Genomic DNA, 18,359 nt, shown 5'->3' with positions numbered 1-18,359 from the left:
GTTGGCGGATGGCGTTTGCGGCAGGTCTCAGCGCAACAGGTACGGAATCTCGACCTTGACTGCGCCGGTGGGGCAATCTTTTTCACAGGGCATGCAGTACCAGCATTCATCGAACGCCATGTACGCCTTCTGCGTTGCCGGGTTGATCGCCAACAGGTCCATCGGGCACACGTCGACGCAGACCGTGCAGCCTTTTTCGGCGATGCACTTGTCCTCGTCCACCGTTACCGGGGCGTTGGAGCGAAAGAATATTTCCTGGGGCTGATAGGCCATTTCACGGTGTCCTGTGGTGAGCGAGCTTTGGGGGGCACATTCAGGCGGCGTCAGCCCCTACGCGCAGGCGGTCGTAAGCCTGCATCTCTTCGGCATCCAGCGGGATCACATAGGGCTCGACGGGTTTCTTGAAGCTGACCATCTGCCCGTCGTCACCCTTTTTCAGGTGGCAATGGCAGAACCAGTCGGCGTCGTTGCGTTGCGGGTGGTCGACCCGGTAGTGGTACAGGCCCCAGCGGCTTTCGGCGCGGTACAGCGAGGCGCGGGCAGCCATTTCGGCGCAGTCGCGGATCACGCTGGTTTCCATGGCGCGCATCAATTCATGGGGGTTGTGCGCCTTCATCTGGTCCAGGTCGCGCTCGATATCGGCGAAGCGTTGCAAGCCGATTTCCATCTTGCGGGTGACCTTGGGCGGCTGCAGGTAATCGTTGACGAAGCGCCGCAGCTTGTACTCGACCTGGGCCGGCGGCAGACCGCTTTCGCGGTCCAGTGGCGCATAGACCCGAGCCTGCTCGGCGGCCACTTGCCGGGCATCCACCGCGCTGAATTCGCGCCCGGCCACAAAGCTTGCCGCGTTGGTGCCCGCAAACCAGCCATAGGTGAACGCGCCGAGCATGTAGTTATGTGGCACCGCCGCCATGTCGCCCGCTGAATACAGGCCCTTGACCGAGGTTTCCGCGCTCTCGTTGACCCACACGCCCGACGCCGAATGCCCGCTGCAAAAGCCGATCTCGGAGATATGCATCTCGACCATCTGGCTGCGGTAGTCGGTGCCCCGGTTGGCGTGGAACTGGCCACGGCTGGGGCGCTCGTTGCTGTGCAGGATCTGCTCGATGTTCTGGATGGTTTCCTCCGCCAGGTGATCGAGCTTGAGGAACACCGGGCCGTTGCCGCTTTCCAGTTCCTGGTGGAACTCCCACATCATCTGCCCGCTCCAGTAGTCGCACTCGATGAAGCGTTCACCCTTGTTGTTGGCGGTGTAGCCGCCCAAGGGGCCGGTGACATAGGCGCACGCCGGGCCGTTGTAATCCTTGATCAGCGGGTTGATCTGGAAGCACTCCAGGTTCGCCAGTTCGGCTCCGGCGTGGTAGGCCATGGCGTAGCCGTCGCCGGCATTGGTCGGGTTTTCATAGGTGCCCATCAGGTAACCCGAGGACGGCAAGCCCAGGCGGCCGGCCGCGCCGCAGCAGAGGATCACCGCCTTGGCCTTGATCACCTGGAAGTCCGCAGTGCGGCAGTCAAAACCCATCACGCCATTCACCGCGCCTTCGCTGTCGGTCAGCAAGCGGGTGCACACCAGGCGGTTGGTGATGCTGACCCGGGCGCGCTTGAGCTGGCGATACAGCACCTTCTTGATGTCGTGCCCTTCAGGCATCGGCAACACGTAGGCGCCCATGTGATGGACTTTTTTCACCGCGTAATCGCCGGTTTCGTCCTTCTCGAACTTCACGCCCCAGCGGTCCAACTGCTCGATAGTTTCAAAACTGTGGGTCGCGTAGGCGTACACCGCCGCCTGATTGACGATGCCGTCGTTGGCAATCGTGATTTCCTTGGTGTACTGCTCCGGCGTGGAGTGGCCGGGAATGATCGCGTTGTTGAGGCCGTCCATGCCCATGCTGATGGCGCCGCTGCGCTTGACGTTGGCCTTATCGATCAGCAATACGCGCAGATCGCGGTTGGCCTCCTTGGCCTTGATCGCCGCCATGGGGCCGGCTGTACCGCCGCCGATCACCACGATGTCGTATTCCAGTTCCAGGGTTTGGCGGCTCACGGGCGGCTACCTCGCTGACGGTCGATGCGCAGGCGATACTGAAACGCGTCGCCACGGTAATACAGGTGTTCGAAGTCCACGGGCTGACCGTCTGCGGTGTGGGTCAGGCGTTCGATGCGCATGATCGGCGAGCCGGCCTCGACGTTCAGCGCCTGGGTCAGCTCGCTGTCGGCGAGTACCGCGTCAATCGCCACGTCGGCGTGACCCAGTTGCAAGCCGCAGTCGTTCTCCAGGATCAGGAAGATGTCGCGGGTCACCAGGTCGGCGTTTTCCAGGCGTTCGCCCAGGGCCTGGCTGAGGTAGGTGATTTCCAGCGACACCGGCTCGCGGTTGATCAGCCGTACCCGCTTGATCTGCGCGACAGTGCTGCCCTCCTCAACGCCCAGGCGCTCGGCCACCAGCTTGTCGGCGGGCACGAAGCGGTAGCTGCGCAGGCGGTTGATCACTTCATAGCCGCGCTCGGTCATGGACTCGCCCAACCCCTGCAGGGTGCTGACGTTCTGATAAGCCTTGGGTTTGGAAACAAAGGTGCCTTTGCCATGGATCTTGTAGATCAGGCCTTCCTTTTGCAGATCACCCAGGGCCTGGCGCACGGTGATGCGGCTGACTTTGAAGCGCGTGCCCAGTTCGCTCTCGGAAGGCATCTGGGTGTTCGGCGCGTACTCACCATCGAGGATGCGGCTGCGCAGCAGGTCCCGCAGTTGGGCATGCAGCGGAACGCTGGACAGAGGGGATAAGGCGACGGTTGATTCGTTCATCAGGACCACTTGTCATAACGAGTTATGACGTGATCATAAGGAGTCTTATGAAAAGCCTGGAAATACCGTTTTGGAATAAGGTTATGGACAGGCGAAACCCGCTGCACCTGCGAGGCAGGCGCAGTGGATCCGTCGGTTTTATAGCGCAGTGTCTGAAGCGGATGAACAATCAGAAGTTATAGCTGACTCGGGTATAGAGGATGCGGCCAAACGGGTCGGCGTATTTCGGGTCGTACCCGCTCTGGAACGCATAGGTCTGGTTGCTGAACGGCGGCGCGCGGTCAAACAGGTTTTTCGCGCCCAGCGTGACGGCCAGGGACTTACTCCAGTTGTAGGTACCCGCCAGGTCCCAGACGTTGTAGGAGCCTACGGAGTCGTGGGTGTCGGGGTCCGAGTCGTGATAGCCACTGGTGTAGCGGTTGGTCAGGCTGACGCCCAGCGGTCCGCGGGCCCAGGTGCCGGTCAGGCTGTGGCGCCAGCGTGCAACGGCGCCCGCGGTGGAGAACTCGCCGCCACGGAAATCACCGAGCTTGTCGATGTAGTCGCCCTTGAGCTCCTGCTGGTATTTGTATTCGTTGACGTAGGTGCCTTGCAGGCCGATGCCGAAGTCACCGATGGCGGTGCTCGGGAAGCGGTAGTCGAAACTCACATCCACGCCGTTGGTCTTGGTCTTACCCAGGTTGGCAAGGCCGGTAACGATGTGATCGATGGAGCCATCCGCCTTGCGAATCAGGCGGTCGCCGTAGGCATCCGGGTCGTCGAATACCGACGATTCAGGAAATTCGGCGATCTGGTTGGCGATGGTGATCCACCAGAAATCCAGGCCGGCACTGAGGCGCTCGATCGGTTGGAACACGAAACCAAAGGTCACGTTACGTGCGGTTTCCGGGCTCAAGCTGCCGTTGCCCCCGCTTTGCCGGCGGAACTGCTGGGCGCAGTCGCGGTTGCCGATCCCGCCATTGGCCGGGGTGCCGCCCGGGCACAGGCGCGGGTCGTTGTAGTTGGCCACGGTGTAGCTGGTGTAGGTCGGGTTGTACAACTCGTACAGCGACGGCGCACGGAAGCCTTCACTGTAGGCACCGCGCACCACCAGTTCCTTGAACGGCTGGAAGCGGAACGAGTATTTCGGGTTGGTGGTGCTGCCAAAGTCGCTGTATTTGTCATGACGCACGGCGGCAGACAGTTCCAGGCTTTCGAGCACCGGCACGTTGACCTCGGCGTACTCGGCCGACACGCTGCGATTGCCGCGCACCGCGCCATTGGGGTCTACGCCCAGGCTCTGCACGGTCTCGGCAAACTGGGCGAAATCCTGGTGGAAATCCTCCTTGCGATATTCACCGCCCAGCGCCAGGCCCGTCGGCCCCGCACCGAACCAGTCGCCGATTTCACGGCTTACGCGCCCGTCGATACTCTTCACTCGGCCCACGGCAGTGGCGTAATCGCCATCGACGCGGCTGGAGGCGAGCAACGCCCTGCCCGCTTCACTCTGCGGCCCGAACGGGTTGATCACACCGTTGGCAATCCCCTGGCTGATGGTCTGGTCGTTTACATAGCCATCAAGAATGGTTTGCACCACTTTGTTCTGGTTGTAGGACGCGCCGACGTTGTAGTCCCAGTTCGCCACATTACCTTCGAAACTCAGCAGCAGCCGCTGGCTGGTGTTGTCATCTTCGTGCTTGCGCGCGCCGGCATCGGTTTCACGCCAGTTCACGTCTACCGGCTGTGTCGGGTCCAGGGCGAAACCCGTGGGCCCCGGGGTGATGCCGTTGCCCGGATAGAAAGGCGTACCCGGATTGACCTGGGCCCCCATCAGGGTGCCTGGGCCAATCTGCGTGCGGTTTTCGTTGCGCGCCCAGAAGTATTCGAGGCTGACGGTATGGTCATCGGCCAGCTTGCCGGTGGCTTTGGCAAAGGCCGAGGTTTTTTCGGTTTCCGGCACCAGGTCCAGGTAACTCCACAGGCTTTGGCGGCAGATGCCATTGCGTGACAGCAGCCCGGGGGAATTGCAACCGGAGCCGGCCAGCGGGTTGGTCGCGTTGCTGCCCTGGCTCCAGTTGGCCGGCGCGGCGGTGCCGGAGGTGAAATCCAGGCCGCGACCTGGCTGGTAGTTGTAGGTGAAGTCACGGTCCTTGGCCGCCAGGCGCGTCTGCTTGTCGTAGCTGACCACGCCGAACACGTTGAAGCGGTCCTCTTCAAGGTCGCCGAAACCGTAGCTGCCACTGAAGTTATGGCTGTCGCCGCCGCCGGAGCGTGTGGGCGAATCGTAGTTGGTGGAAAGTTGCCCCCCGGTGAGGCTGGTCTTGGTAATGAAGTTGATCACCCCGCCAATCGCATCGGTGCCGTACAGTGCCGAGGCGCCATCGCGCAGGACTTCCACGCGGTCGATGGCGGCGAACGGGATGGTGTTCAAGTCCACCCCGGAACCGTTGGTGGTGTTGACGGCGTTGTTGCTCAGGCGCCGGCCATTGAGCAGCACCAGGGTTTTGTTCGCACCAATCCCGCGCAAGTCGGCATACGCCGCACCGCCGCTGCTGGAACCCACCGAACGCCCGGAGCCAACGGCAGACTGGTTGGCCGAAATGCGGTTGATCAACTCCTCGGTGGTGCTCACACCCTGCTCGCGCAATTGCTCGACCCGCAGGATGGTTACCGGCACTGCCGTTTCCGCGTCCACCCGGCGAATCGCCGAGCCGGTCACCGTGACTTTTTCCAGGCGGTAATCAGTACTTTTGCCCTCGGCCGGTGCGACGCTGGTGGACGTCACGGGTGCTGGATGCACCGTCAGTCCTTGTTCGCTGTCGCTTACTTGCAGGCCACTGCCCTGCAATGCCTTGTCCACCGCTTGCAGGCTGCCCAAATCGCCGCGGATGGCGGCACTGCGCTTGCCCTGCACCCACTGTTGATTGAACGAAATCATCACCCCGGTCTGCCGGGAGATATCCAGCAGCACCGTATCAAGCGGGCCGCCAGCGATATCGAAGGTGAACACCTGGCCGGCCACTTCCTGGGCCATCACCGATGTCGTGCACACTCCCATCGCCAGCGCCGCCGCCAGCGTCAGCCTTGGTAGTTGTTGTTTGAATAAAAACATCGAGGAGCTCCCTGTTGTATGTGTCTACAGGGATGAGCAACGGCAGACGGATATTTATAGGGCTGCGTTTAGGCGAAGATGCTATGAGTTTATAACCGGTTATAAGAGGCTTGCTGCATCGATTTGGCTGATGTCTTCTATTGGCCCGCAAGCGTTCATCCCCGCGCCAGGCGCTTTGTAGAATGAACCCCACAGTCAAGCCACCACCTTCGTGGTGTCGGAGGTTCTCATGCGTTATCTGCTTATCGCCGTGCTGGGCCTGTTCAGCACACTTGCCTTCGCCCAGGGCGAAACCCCGGCGCCCACTGTGAGTGCCAACGCCCCCGCCAGCGAGGCGTACGACTATTCCCAGGACCTGGACATCGCCAAGGTGGTGCGCGTCAGTACCGAATCCTCCACCGAGTGCGGGCCGGTCAAGGGTCACATGGTCTACATCGACAGCCACGGGGTGCGTCATGAACTGGACTACATGCGCCTGGGCGATGCCTGCCAGCACGGTTGAGCGCAAACCATTCGTCGGGCTCGGCCGGCATCGATTACAACTATCCGGCAACTGAAAATCACTAATCCATAGAACCCGTTGTGATCTATGGAGATTGAGATGACTGACTACCCACGCCCACCTTTCGCCAGCCAGGCCCAATCCGTTCCCGGTTCGCAGAAGAAGATGGACCCCTATCCCGACTGCGGCGAGAAGAGCTACACCGGCTCCGGCCGCCTGGCCAACAAGATCGCCCTGATCACCGGCGCCGACAGCGGTATCGGCCGCGCCGTGGCGATTGCCTTTGCCCGCGAAGGTGCCGATGTGGCTATCGCCTACCTGGACGAACACGAGGACGCGAAGGAAACCGCACGCTGGGTGGAAGAAGCCGGCCGCCAATGCCTGTTGCTGCCCGGCGACCTCGCGCAAAAAGCCAACTGCCAGGCAATTGTCGACCAGACCGTCGAGCAGTTCGGGCGGATCGACGTGCTGGTCAATAACGCCGCATTCCAGATGACCCACGAGACCCTCGAAGAGATACCCGACGAGGAATGGGTCAAGACCTTCGATATCAACATCACCGCGATGTTTCGCATCTGCAAGGCGGCGCTGCCGCATATGAAGGCCGGCGGGTCGATCATCAATACCAGCTCGGTGAATTCCGATATGCCCAAGCCAACGTTGCTGGCTTACGCCGCCACCAAGGGCGCGATTGCGAACTTTACCGGTGGCCTGGCACAACTGCTGGGCAGCAAGGGCATCCGCGTGAACAGCGTGGCGCCGGGGCCGATCTGGACGCCATTGATTGTCTCGACGATGCCGGACGAAGACGTGAACAGCTTCGGCAGCGAGACACCGCTGGGCCGCCCCGGCCAGCCGGTGGAAGTGGCGCCGATCTATGTGTTGCTGGCGTCGGATGAGGCGAGTTACATCTCGGGCTCGCGGTATGCGGTGACGGGCGGCAAGCCGATTCTCTAGGGTCGGATGCAAATCCAGTGTGGGAGCGGGCTTGCTCGCGAAGGCGGAGTGTCAGGCAATGCATCTGTGACTGATCCAACACCTTCGCGAGCAAGCCCGCTCCCACATTGGGTGCTCGGTCAGCCCGGAGATCGTGTCGGGTCAGCCTTGCGCGGATAGGTTCTTTCCTCCTGAATCCGTCCATCCATGCTGTGAATCCTCAGCGACGCCGTCTTGTCGCTGAGAAACTCCTTCGCCAACTCAACGATCGCCTCCTTGGTCTCCGCCGTATGCACAAGCCAACGTTGCTGGCATACGCCGCCACCAAGGGCGCGATTGCGAACTTTACCGGTGGCCTGGCGCAACTGCTGGGCAGCAAGGGCATCCGCGTGAACAGCGTGGCGCCGGGGCCGATCTGGACGCCGTTGATTGTCTCGACGATGCCGGACGAAGACGTGAACAGCTTCGGCAGCGAGACACCGCTGGGCCGCCCCGGCCAGCCGGTGGAAGTGGCACCGATCTATGTGTTGCTGGCGTCGGATGAGGCGAGTTACATCTCGGGCTCGCGGTATGCGGTGACGGGCGGCAAGCCGATTCTCTAGGGTGGAATGCAAATCCAGTGTGGGAGCGGGCTTGCTCGCGAAGGCGGAGTGTCAGGCAATGCATCTGTGACTGAACCACCGCCTTCGCGAGCAAGCCCGCTCCCACATTGGGTGCTCGGTCAGCCCGGAGATCGTGTCGGGTCAGCCTTGCGCGGGTAGGTTCTTTCCTCCTGAATCCGCCCATCCATGCTGTGAATCCTCAGCGACGCCGTCTTGTCGCTGAGAAACTCTTTCGCCAACTCAACGATCGCCTCCTTGGTCTCCGCCGTTTTCGACGGCCGTGCCGAGCCCTGCTTGGTCAACGCCCAACCGGTGCCGGTCTTGTTGATGTTGTAGGTATCCATGGTCTGCTCCTTCGACTGAATAAACACGGCACGCGGCAAAACCCGCGCCCTACTATTGCGAGCGCGGCTGCCGGGCAGAGTTCAAGGCAGTTGGCGGGCCAGGTTACGGGCGGCCCTACAGGTCAAACCGATCCACGGCCCTGCGCCGCTCATTGTCGTCGCGCACATCGTAGGTGGCGGTGGTCTGGATATTGGTGTGGTGCGCCAGCTTCTGGGCGATCGACAGGTCGTACTCTTCAATGACCCGCGTGATAAACGAACGGCGGAAATCATGGGGCATGATTTTCACGCCGACCTGTTCCCCACGCTGGCGGGCGATGTAGTAAATCGCGTGTTTGGTGATGCGCTCGCGGGTGATATGGCTGCCCCGGCGAATCCGGTTGAACAGGAAACCATCGTCCTGCTCACCCGGTTTCAACTGGCTGCGGCGAAACGCCAGCCACGCCTCCAGCTTGGCAAAGGCCCAGGCCGGTGCGTACTTGATCAATTGCTTGTTGCCCTTGCCGGTAACCTGCAGGCTGCGCTCGTCAAAGTTGACCTGGCCCAGCTCGATGTTCACCGATTCCGACTTGCGCATGCCCGAGCCATACAGGATCCCGATCACCGCCGCATCCCGCAGGCCCTGGGGGCGCGGATCGGCGGCGCAGACTTCCATCAACTCACGAATCAGCGTACGCCGCAGGTTGCGCCCCTGGCTCAGGCGGGTGCCGGCCATGGCCTTGACCGAGCGCATCTTCAGCAGGTGGTCCTGGCTGATCAGGCTCATGCGCCAGGCTTCGTTCATCACCCCGCGCACGGCGTTGACGTACAGCGATGAGGTGTTCGGCGCATACCCGTCTTCCCGCAGCACCGCCACCAGGGCCATGACGTGTTCGGGCTGCAGCAGGTGCCAGTCGATGTCTTCGAGGTTGATGTCTTCAAAGCCCAGGCGGTCGGCGGCGTCCTGCAGCACGTAGCGCATGGTCAGCTGGCTGGAGGGCGCCAGGCGGGTGAGATAGAGGGTCAGCGGGTTGCGGGTAGACTCAGTCAAGGTAGATCAGCCTTTGGATTAAATATGTCGACTAACCATCTGTTTAATCGACATATTTAGTGAATTGGCGAGCGCCGAGTCTAGCGCAGGTCAATCCCCGGGGCTATTCCTGATCGTCTTCTGCCGGGGCTGGTGTCTGCTGCTGGCTCCAGTCGGTGTCCTGCTTCTGCATCAAGGCAAACCAGTGCTGGCGCATGAACTCCAGGTACGGTTTGGGCGCCTTGGCAAAATCTTCTTCGTCGCCGTAACAGCCAGGAAGCGGCAGCTCGGTACCCTGCTCCTTGTACTGGCTGACCAGCGCCTGTTGGGCGGCGATGCTGCAATCCTTGGGCAACGGCATGCCTTGCAGGGCGCCGGCGTCTTCATCCCACCAGCTGGCACCATAGCGGTCGATGCCGCGCAGGCGGTACTTCTGCGACTTGCCGATGTGCATGATCAGCTTGAAATCATTGGGGCTGACGTCACTGGTGCAGGTGCGGCTATACCCCACGGTGACCTGGCTGATGCCATCGCCCAGCAGGTCGGTGACCCGGGTGGCGTCGCTGTTGAAGTGCGCGCCTGCATCGAACTCGCAATGCTGCACGTCGTCGTAGAGCATCCACAGGCGCTTGGGCCGGTCACCGTCGAGCAGGTACTGGGCGGCGTAGACAAAGGCCGACTGCGCACCGTCGTCGTCGCGTTCGCTGACTTGCTCTGCGAGTACCAACAGGTTCTTGCCCTGTTTGTCACTCCAGACGAAGGCGCCGACCTGTTTACCCCGCACTTCTACGCCATCGGGCACCTGGTCGATGGACGTCAGTGCCACGCCGTCATCGGCCCGCACACTCGTGGCCCAGGCCACCGTCATCAACAACACCATCAACATTGGCCGTAAACGCTGCACGCTATTCATCCGACTGCCCTGGCAAGAGATGGCTTACTTTACCGGCACTTGCGCGGCATTGCAGAGAAGATTCTTCAGGAACCAGCCCGCGCGCGGAAAAAGCCTACCGGCCCTTCTCCCCTCATCGGCACGGCGTTGGCCGTGCTTCTGCTGTTTACCTGAACCCTAGCTGTCTACCTGCCAAAAAAACGACTTTTTCATCTGCGTTTCATATTCGTTGAACATTTTTGCGCTTAATCTTGGCGGCACGACTTGAGAACGAACCGTACTTTGCAGGTTAACTCGTTGATTCCGCTTTACCTTTGAGCATTTTGGTCTTTACTCACGAAAGCCATGGAAGACCCACTGTGACCTGTCAGGACTGTCGAATGAATGCCACAAATCAACGCTATTTTTGATCGGATGCCCGGCATCCGAGGCTGACGATAACTGCTGTCTTTACGCTCCAAGTTGCTCTAACCCCCGAGGTAATGAATCTTTGAAACCCTATCCAATTCATTGCGTGTCGATCGTTATCCCGGTCTACAACGAACAAGAAAGCCTGCCTGAACTGCTGCGCCGCACCATGGCCGCCTGCAAACAACTGGCTTACGAATACGAAATCATCCTGGTGGACGACGGCAGCCGCGACAATTCCGCGCAATTGCTGGAAGACGCCGCCGCGCTCGAAGGCAGCAACGTGGTGGCGGTGATCCTCAACCGCAACTACGGCCAGCACGCCGCAATCATGGCCGGCTTCGAGCATTGCCGGGGCGACGTGGTGATCACCCTGGACGCCGACCTGCAAAACCCGCCGGAAGAAATCCCGCGTTTGGTCGAACAGGCCGCCCTGGGCTACGACGTGGTTGCCACCGTGCGCAACAACCGCCAGGACTCGGCCTTCCGCCGCTGGCCGTCGCGCCTGATCAACCTCGCCGTGCAACGCTCCACCGGCGTGGCCATGAGCGACTACGGCTGCATGCTGCGTGCTTATCGCCGCACCATCGTCGACGCCATGCTGGCCTGCCGCGAGCGCAGCACCTTTATCCCGATCCTGGCCAACAGCTTTGCGCGCCACACCACGGAAATCCTGGTGCATCACGCCGAGCGTGAACACGGCGAGTCCAAATACAGCCCGATGCGCCTGATCAGCCTGATGTTCGACCTGCTGACCTGCATGACCACCACGCCATTGCGCCTGTTGAGCATCGTCGGTTTCAGCCTGGCGGCCCTGGGTATGCTCTTCGCCTTTGCACTGATCGTGCTGCGTATCGCTTTCGGTTCCGGTTGGGCCGGCGACGGCATGTTCGTGCTGTTCGCCGTATTGTTCGTGTTCACCGGTGGCCAGTTCATCGGCATGGGCCTCCTGGGTGAATACCTGGGCCGCATGTACAGCGATGTGCGGGCCCGCCCACGGTTCTTTATCGAAAAAGTGCTGCGCAACCAACCGGCAGCACCGGCCGAGACCTTTACGGTCGACGGCCTGACGTCCTCCCACACCTCTACTTCTCCTTCCGATCAGGTTTCGTCATGAATTCAAACGCTGTTGTCTTCGCTTACCACGATATTGGCTGTGCTGGCATTGAAGCCCTGCTCAATGCGGGTTACGAAATTGCTGCCGTGTTCACCCATGCCGATGATCCCAAGGAAAACAATTTCTACGGTTCCGTCGCCCAGCTGTGCGCCCGCAACGGCATCCCGGTGCACGCCCCGGAAGACGCCAACCACCCGCTGTGGATCGAGCGCATCGCCAAGCTGAACCCGGACTACATCTTCTCGTTCTACTACCGCAACCTGCTGAGCGAAGCCCTGCTGGCCACCGCCAAAAAAGGCGCGTTCAACCTGCACGGCTCCCTGCTGCCTAAATACCGTGGCCGCGCACCGGCCAACTGGGTGCTGGTGAACGGCGAAACCGAAACCGGCGTGACCCTGCACCGCATGGTCAAGCGTGCCGATGCCGGCGCGATCCTGGCCCAGCAGAAAGTCGTGATCGAGCGCACCGACACCGGCCTGAGCCTGCACGCCAAACTGCGTGACGCCGCCACCAACCTGCTGCGCGACGCCCTGCCGCAACTGGCGCAAGGCAAGCTGACCGAAACCGCACAGGACGAAAGCAAGGCCACCTACTTCGGTCGTCGCACCGCAGCGGACGGCAAGCTGGACTGGAAAAAACCGGCTGAAGAGCTGTTCAACCTGGTTCGGGCCGTTACCCAACCGTACCCGGGCGCCTTCTGCGCCGTGGGCGAGCACAAGCTGATCGTCTGGAACGCCGAAGTCGTCAAGGGCAACGAAGGCCTGGCGCCAGGCCGCGTGATCAGCGTCAACCCGCTGCGCATCGCCTGCGGTGAAGACTCCCTGGTGGTCAAGTTCGGCCAGCGCAACGAGAACGGCCTGTACCTGGCCGGCCCGTCCCTGGCTGATGAACTGGGCCTGGTGGACGGTTCCGTACTGCGCGGCGCCGAGTCCGGCCGCAAGCCCCGTCGTACCCGCGTGCTGATCCTGGGCGTGAACGGTTTCATCGGTAACCACCTGTCCGAGCGCCTGCTGCGTGACGACCGCTACGAAATCTACGGCCTGGACATCGGCTCCGACGCCATTGAGCGCCTGCGCAGCCACCCGAATTTCCACTATGTGGAAGGCGACATCAGCATCCACTCCGAGTGGATCGAGTACCACATCAAGAAGTGCGACGTGGTCCTGCCGCTGGTGGCCATCGCCACCCCGATCGAATACACCCGCAACCCGCTGCGCGTATTTGAACTGGACTTCGAAGAGAACCTGAAACTGGTTCGCTACTGTGTGAAGTACAACAAGCGCGTGATCTTCCCGTCGACCTCCGAAGTGTATGGCATGTGCCAGGACCAGTACTTCGACGAAGACACCTCCAACCTGGTGGTGGGCCCGGTCAACAAGCAGCGCTGGATCTACTCGGTCTCCAAGCAACTGCTGGACCGCGTGATCTGGGCCTACGGCGACAAGGGCCTGAAGTTCACCCTGTTCCGTCCATTCAACTGGATGGGCCCGCGCCTCGACCGCCTGGACTCGGCCCGTATCGGCAGCTCCCGCGCCATCACCCAGCTGATCCTGAACCTGGTGGAAGGCACGCCGATCCGTCTGTTCGACGGTGGCGAGCAGAAGCGTTGCTTCACTGACATCGCCGACGGTATCGAAGCCCTGGCCCGCATCATCGATAACGACAACGATAACTGCAACGGCCAGATCATCAACATCGGTAACCCGGAAAACGAAGCCAGCATCCGTCAGCTGGGCGAAGAACTGCTGCGTCAGTTCGAAGCTCACCCGCTGCGCAGCAACTTCCCTCCGTTTGCCGGTTTCCGCGACGTGGAAAGCAAGGCGTTCTACGGCACCGGTTACCAGGACGTGGCGCACCGCAAGCCAAGCATCGACAACGCCAAGCGCCTTCTGAACTGGGAGCCTACCGTGGAGATGAGCGAAACCATCGGCAACACCCTGGATTTCTTCCTGCGTGAAGCCATGCTCGAAATCGCGGACAAGCGTTGATGCAAGCGGGTCTACGCATCGACGTCGACACCTACCGAGGCACCCGCGAAGGGGTGCCAAGGTTGTTGGAGTCGCTTGATGAAGCCGGGGTCAAGGCGACCTTCTTCTTCAGCGTCGGGCCGGACAACATGGGGCGCCACTTGTGGCGCCTGATCCGCCCGCAGTTTCTGTGGAAGATGCTGCGCTCCAACGCTGCCGGTTTGTACGGCTGGGACATTTTGCTGGCCGGCACCGCGTGGCCGGGCAAACCCATCGGTCGCGACCTGGGGCACCTGATGCGCCAGGCCAAGGCCGCCGGGCATGAAGTCGGGCTGCACGCCTGGGATCATCACGGCTGGCAAGCCAACACCGGGCGCTGGAGCGATGCACAGCTGATCGAGCAGATTCGCCGTGGCGTCGACACCTTGAGCGACATCCTCGGTGAACCCATCGACTGCTCAGCCGCCGCCGGCTGGCGTGCCGATGAGCGCGTGGTGCAAGCCAAGCAACAGTTCAATTTCCGTTACAACAGCGATTGCCGTGGTACCAGCCTGTTCCGGCCGACCCTGGCGGATGGCAGTGCCGGCACACCACAAATTCCGGTGGACATGCCGACCTTCGACGAAGTCGTGGGCCCGGTGGTGGCCGCCAAGGATTTCAATAGCTACATCCTCGACCGCTTCAAGCCGTCGAAGCTCAACGTCTATACGATCCACGCAGAAGTAGAAGGGATTCTGATGGCCAATGATTTTCGCCAGTTGCTCGCCCAGGCAGGGCAGCGCGGCATCGCGTTCAAACCGTTGGGCGACCTGTTGCCCGCCGACCTCACCACCCTGCCCCAGCAACAGCTGGTGCGTGGTGCGTTGAGCGGCCGTGAAGGCTGGCTCGGAGTGCAAAAGGCATGATCCGGCGCTGGGCCCTGCCCCTGCTCCTGCTGGCCTTCGGGGTGTTCTACCTGATCCCGTTGGCCACCCACGGCCTGTGGATCCCCGACGAAACCCGCTATGCGCAGATCAGCCAGGAAATGCTGCTGACCGGCAAATGGGCCTCGCCACACTTCATGGGGATTCGCTACTTCGAGAAACCGGCGGCCGGGTACTGGATGATCGCGCTGGGCCAGGCGATTTTCGGGCAGAACCTGTTCGGCGTGCGTTTTGCCTCGGCCTTGAGCACCGGCTTGAGCATCCTGCTGGTGTATTTCGTGGCCCGGCGTTTGTGGAACGACCCGCGCAAGAGCCTGGTCAGCGCCGTGCTGTACATGAGTTTTGTCAGCGTCGCGTTCCTGGCGGGCTATGCCAACCTCGACCCGCAGTTTACCTTCTGGGTCAACCTGACCGGGGCGGCGCTGTGGTTCTGCTTCGACAGCACCACCACCCGCGGCCGGCTGTGGTCGTGGGCCTTGCTCGGGTTCGCCTGCGGCATGGGGTTCATGACCAAGGGTTTCCTTGCCTGGTTGCTACCGGTGCTGATCGCCCTGCCCTACGTGCTCTGGCAAAAACGCATTCGTGAACTGCTCACCTATGGCCTGGTGGCCGTGGTGGTGGCGATTGTCGTGAGCCTGCCCTGGGCGCTGATGGTGCATGCCCAGGAACCGGACTACTGGAATTTCTTCTTCTGGCACGAGCACATCCAGCGCTTTGCCGGCGACGACGCCCAGCATTCCGAGCCCTTTTGGTATTACCTGCCGCTGATGGTTGCGTTCACCCTGCCGTGGATGGCGTTGCTGCCGTCCACCGTGAAGCAGGCATGGCTGGAAAAACGCAACAGCAAGGTCGCCTTCCTGCTGCTGTGGCTGCTGATGCCGCTGGCGTTCTTCAGCCTGGCCAAGGGCAAGCTGCCGTCGTACATCATGCCCTGCCTGCTGCCACTGGCGCTGCTGATGGGGCATACCCTCGCCGACAAACTGGCCCAGGCCCGTGGCCGCGTACTGCGCATCAACGGCTGGGTGAATCTGGTCATTGGCGTATTGGCGTTGCTGACCCTGACCTGGTTCCAGCTGAAAAAACCGGTGTACGAGCACGGCCAGGAAACACTCAGCCTGGTGCTGGTGTTCATCTTCCTGTTCGGCTGGATCATCGCCAACCTGCTGCAAGCCGCCCGCCCGTTGCACATGTGGGCCGCACCGGTGATCGGCAGCTGGTTGCTGGTGGCGCTGGTGCCGGCCGCGTTGCCGCACTCGGTGGTTTATAACAAGACCCCCGACCAGTTCATCATCGACCACCTCCAGGAGCTGCAGCCGACCACTGCGTTGCTGAGCAACGACCTCGGCGCCGCATCGGCCTTGTCATGGCGCCTGCAGCGTCCTGAAGTGATGCTCTACAACACCGTTGGCGAAGTGAAATACGGCATCGCCTTCCCGGACACCGCTTACCGCAAGATCGATGCCGCCAGCGTCCAGCAATGGATGAGCGAGGCGCGCAAGCAAGGCTCGGTGGGCGTGGTGATGCGGGTCAAGGGTGACGACGAACGCCAGGAAGTGGACCTGCTGCCCAAAGACGGCAAGCGTTACGAGCAGGGCAATATCGTGATTCTGATCTTCCCGCAGAGCGCGCCATGACCACTCTGCTGCTGTTGTTAGGTGCCTGCCTGCTGACCTGCATGGGCCAGGTGTCCCAGAAGTTTGCCGTGGAAGGCTGGCGTGACCAGCCCGACGGTTGGGCCCTGAAGCTGCGCTCGCCGTGGCTGTGGTCGGCGCTGGTGTGCCTGGGCCTGGGCTTGCTGGTGTGGCTGCTGGTGCTGCAACGCCTGGAAGTCGGCATCGCCTACCCGATGCTGAGCCTCAACTTTGTATTGGTCACCCTCGTGGCGCGCTTTGTGTTCCACGAACACATCGATGGTCGTCACTGGTTCGGCGTGCTGCTGGTGATTGCCGGTGTGGTGCTGTTGGGGCGCCAGGTATGAGTCGCACTCGCGGTTTTGCCCTGGCCCTGGGCAGCGTGGCACTGGTCAGCGGTGCCCAGTTGGGCATGCGCTGGAGCATGACGCGCCTGCCACTGCCTGCTGAATGGCTGACGGCACTCAACACGGGTGCCATCGACCTCGGCGCACTGGGCGTGGTGATCCTGGCGATCATCGCCTATGCCCTGTCGATGCTCTGCTGGCTTGGCGCGCTCAAAGACCTGCCGCTGGGCCGTGCCTACTCGCTGCTCAGCATCAGCTACGCATTGGTCTACCTGCTGGCCGCCAGCCTGCCGGTGTTCAACGAACATTTTTCGCTTTCAAAAACTGCCGGAGTGGCCTTGGTCATTCTCGGAGTCCTGACTATCAACTCTCGTCGTGCTAGCACCACAAGTCCCAGGAATGCCCCATGAAAATCAGTGTATTTGGTAGCGGTTACGTCGGTCTCGTACAGGCCACCGTGTTGGCCGAAGTCGGCCACGATGTCATCTGCATGGACGTTGACGAGAACAAGGTCAAGCTGCTGCAACAGGGCCACGTGAGCATCTTCGAGCCGGGGCTGGCGGCCATGGTCAAGGAAAACCTCGAAGGCGGACGCCTGACGTTTACCTATGATGAAAAAATCGCCGTCGAACATGGCGAAGTGCTGTTCATCGCCGTGGGCACCCCCTCCGATGAAGACGGCTCGGCCGACCTGAAATACGTGCTGTCCGTGGGCGATGCAGTGGCTCGCCACCGTATCGACCCGGTGATCCTCGTGGAAAAATCCACCGTACCTGTAGGCACTGGCGACACCTTGCGTGCGCACATGGAAAAAGCCCTGCGCATTGCCGGCCGCCACCTGGAGTTCGATATCGTCTCCAACCCGGAATTCCTCAAGGAAGGCTCGGCCGTTGCCGACTGCCGCCGCCCGGACCGGATCGTCATCGGCTGCGAACGTGAAGAAGTGCGCGAGGTGATGCGTGAGTTGTATGCACCGTTCAACCGCAACCACGACCGCATCATCTTCATGGACCTGCGCAGCGCCGAACTGACCAAGTACGCCGCCAACTGCATGCTGGCCACCAAGATCAGCTTTATCAACCAGATCGCCGAACTGGCCGAACACCTGGGCGCCGACATCGAAGCCGTGCGCCTGGGCATTGGTGCCGACTCGCGTATCGGTTACCACTTCATCTACCCAGGCTGCGGTTATGGCGGCTCGTGTTTCCCCAAGGACATGCGCGCCCTGATCCACAGCGCCAAGGCCGCCAACTGCTCCAGCGACCTGCTGGAGGCCGTGGAAGCCATCAACCAGCGCCAGAAGAGCAAGCTGTTCGAACGCGCCAATGCATTCTTCAAGGGCGACCTGCGCGGCAAGACCTTCGCCTTGTGGGGCCTGGCGTTCAAGCCCAACACCGACGACATGCGCGATGCGCCAAGCCGGGTGCTGATGGAAGCCTTGTGGGCCGCCGGCGCCAATGTACGTGCGTTTGACCCGGAAGCCATGCAGGAAACCCAGCGCATCTACGGTGATGACCCGCGCCTGATGCTGATGGGGACCCCGGAATCCACCTTGAGCGGCTCCGACGCCTTGATCATTTGCACCGAATGGCAGCAGTTCAAGGCTCCGGACTTCGACCTGATCCAGCAACGCCTGAAAACCCCGGTGATCTTCGACGGCCGCAACCTGTACGACGGCGAACGCCTGGCACGCAAAGGCATCCAGTACTTCCCGATGGGCCGCGGCGATTCCTGCAACTTGCCGATCCCCCAGCAAAACTGGGCGCCTCAGGCCGAGGAAGCCTGAGA

The 18,359-nt window shown here is 61.6% G+C and carries 16 protein-coding genes and 2 pseudogenes; 10 read left to right on the top strand and 8 right to left on the bottom strand.

The genetic code is table 11. The features are described 5' to 3' along the window. Positions 1–27: 27 nt before the first annotated feature. The 4 genes from HX814_RS25340 to HX814_RS25325 form a co-directional block, all read right to left on the bottom strand. Complete coding sequence (locus HX814_RS25340; protein ID WP_003217650.1) at positions 28–273, bottom strand: ferredoxin family protein; 246 nt, start codon at positions 271–273, stop codon at positions 28–30. A 40-nt stretch (positions 274–313) separates the two neighbouring features. Then, the gene (locus tag HX814_RS25335; protein WP_177009520.1) at positions 314–2,044 is read right to left on the bottom strand and encodes a fumarate reductase/succinate dehydrogenase flavoprotein subunit; all 1,731 of its coding nucleotides are present in this window, start codon (positions 2,042–2,044) and stop codon (positions 314–316) included. Further along, a complete protein-coding gene (locus tag HX814_RS25330) occupies positions 2,041–2,802 on the bottom strand; it encodes a GntR family transcriptional regulator (RefSeq protein WP_008433419.1) in 762 nt (253 codons plus the stop codon). The genes HX814_RS25335 and HX814_RS25330 overlap by 4 nt, the downstream gene beginning before the upstream one ends. A 169-nt stretch (positions 2,803–2,971) precedes the next feature. Then, on the bottom strand, positions 2,972–5,893 hold the full coding sequence (locus tag HX814_RS25325) for a TonB-dependent receptor (protein WP_023658830.1): 2,922 nt from the start codon (positions 5,891–5,893) through the stop codon (positions 2,972–2,974). A 229-nt stretch (positions 5,894–6,122) separates the two neighbouring features. Between HX814_RS25325 and HX814_RS25320 the strand changes: the two genes are divergently transcribed. Both HX814_RS25320 and HX814_RS25315 read left to right on the top strand, forming a co-directional pair. Next, positions 6,123–6,395 (top strand): DUF2790 domain-containing protein, encoded by a 273-nt coding sequence (locus tag HX814_RS25320; protein ID WP_008433423.1) that lies wholly within the window; start codon positions 6,123–6,125, stop codon positions 6,393–6,395. A gap of 99 nt (positions 6,396–6,494) precedes the next feature. Further along, positions 6,495–7,352, top strand: a complete 858-nt coding sequence (locus HX814_RS25315) for an SDR family oxidoreductase (protein ID WP_003217640.1) — start codon at positions 6,495–6,497, stop codon at positions 7,350–7,352. 119 nt (positions 7,353–7,471) lie between these two features. On the opposite strand, the pseudogene HX814_RS25310 reads toward HX814_RS25315, so the two are convergent. After that, a pseudogene (locus tag HX814_RS25310) lies at positions 7,472–7,621 on the bottom strand (DUF2188 domain-containing protein); the annotation flags it as partial. On the opposite strand from HX814_RS25310, the pseudogene HX814_RS25305 reads away from it, so the two are divergent. Then, positions 7,622–7,933, top strand: a pseudogene (locus HX814_RS25305) (SDR family oxidoreductase); the annotation flags it as partial. A 119-nt stretch (positions 7,934–8,052) separates the two neighbouring features. Here the strand turns inward: HX814_RS25305 and HX814_RS25300 are convergent. The 3 genes from HX814_RS25300 to HX814_RS25290 form a co-directional block, all read right to left on the bottom strand. Next, entirely contained in the window at positions 8,053–8,277 is a 225-nt protein-coding gene (locus tag HX814_RS25300) for a DUF2188 domain-containing protein (RefSeq protein WP_003217639.1), read from the bottom strand. Positions 8,278–8,392: 115 nt separating this feature from the next. Beyond that, complete coding sequence (gene xerC / locus HX814_RS25295; RefSeq protein WP_087692998.1) at positions 8,393–9,307, bottom strand: tyrosine recombinase XerC; 915 nt, start codon at positions 9,305–9,307, stop codon at positions 8,393–8,395. A 103-nt stretch (positions 9,308–9,410) separates the two neighbouring features. Further along, positions 9,411–10,199: a M949_RS01915 family surface polysaccharide biosynthesis protein gene (locus HX814_RS25290; RefSeq protein ID WP_023658829.1), complete on the bottom strand. Its 789-nt coding sequence runs from the start codon at positions 10,197–10,199 to the stop codon at positions 9,411–9,413. A 469-nt stretch (positions 10,200–10,668) separates the two neighbouring features. Here HX814_RS25290 and arnC point away from each other — a divergent pair, with 469 nt between their 5' ends. The 7 genes from arnC to HX814_RS25255 are packed head-to-tail and all read left to right on the top strand — an operon-like array spanning position 10,669 to position 18,357. Then, positions 10,669–11,703 carry an undecaprenyl-phosphate 4-deoxy-4-formamido-L-arabinose transferase gene (gene arnC, locus HX814_RS25285; RefSeq protein WP_003217633.1) on the top strand — a complete coding sequence of 345 codons (1,035 nt, stop codon included), beginning with the start codon at positions 10,669–10,671 and terminating at the stop codon, positions 11,701–11,703. Then, positions 11,700–13,691 (top strand): bifunctional UDP-4-amino-4-deoxy-L-arabinose formyltransferase/UDP-glucuronic acid oxidase ArnA, encoded by a 1,992-nt coding sequence (gene arnA / locus HX814_RS25280; RefSeq protein ID WP_177009519.1) that lies wholly within the window; start codon positions 11,700–11,702, stop codon positions 13,689–13,691. The genes arnC and arnA overlap by 4 nt, the downstream gene beginning before the upstream one ends. Beyond that, on the top strand, positions 13,691–14,575 hold the full coding sequence (gene arnD, locus HX814_RS25275; RefSeq protein WP_023658828.1) for a 4-deoxy-4-formamido-L-arabinose-phosphoundecaprenol deformylase: 885 nt from the start codon (positions 13,691–13,693) through the stop codon (positions 14,573–14,575). The genes arnA and arnD overlap by 1 nt, the downstream gene beginning before the upstream one ends. Beyond that, positions 14,572–16,227, top strand: coding sequence for a lipid IV(A) 4-amino-4-deoxy-L-arabinosyltransferase (arnT, locus tag HX814_RS25270; RefSeq protein ID WP_177009518.1), 1,656 nt, complete (start codon positions 14,572–14,574; stop codon positions 16,225–16,227). Before arnD ends, arnT begins: the two co-directional genes overlap by 4 nt. Beyond that, positions 16,224–16,571, top strand: a complete 348-nt coding sequence (gene arnE, locus HX814_RS25265) for a 4-amino-4-deoxy-L-arabinose-phosphoundecaprenol flippase subunit ArnE (protein ID WP_003217625.1) — start codon at positions 16,224–16,226, stop codon at positions 16,569–16,571. Before arnT ends, arnE begins: the two co-directional genes overlap by 4 nt. Further along, a complete protein-coding gene (gene arnF, locus HX814_RS25260; protein ID WP_177009517.1) occupies positions 16,568–16,981 on the top strand; it encodes a 4-amino-4-deoxy-L-arabinose-phosphoundecaprenol flippase subunit ArnF in 414 nt (137 codons plus the stop codon). The genes arnE and arnF overlap by 4 nt, the downstream gene beginning before the upstream one ends. Beyond that, entirely contained in the window at positions 16,978–18,357 is a 1,380-nt protein-coding gene (locus HX814_RS25255) for a UDP-glucose/GDP-mannose dehydrogenase family protein (RefSeq protein ID WP_177009516.1), read from the top strand. Before arnF ends, HX814_RS25255 begins: the two co-directional genes overlap by 4 nt. The last annotated feature ends 2 nt before the right edge of the window (positions 18,358–18,359 follow it).

This window comes from Pseudomonas sp. C8002 (assembly GCF_013385765.1).
Taxonomy (GTDB): domain Bacteria; phylum Pseudomonadota; class Gammaproteobacteria; order Pseudomonadales; family Pseudomonadaceae; genus Aquipseudomonas.
The sequence above is the reverse complement of the archived record's forward strand: the minus strand, read 5'-3'. Positions and strand labels throughout refer to the sequence as shown.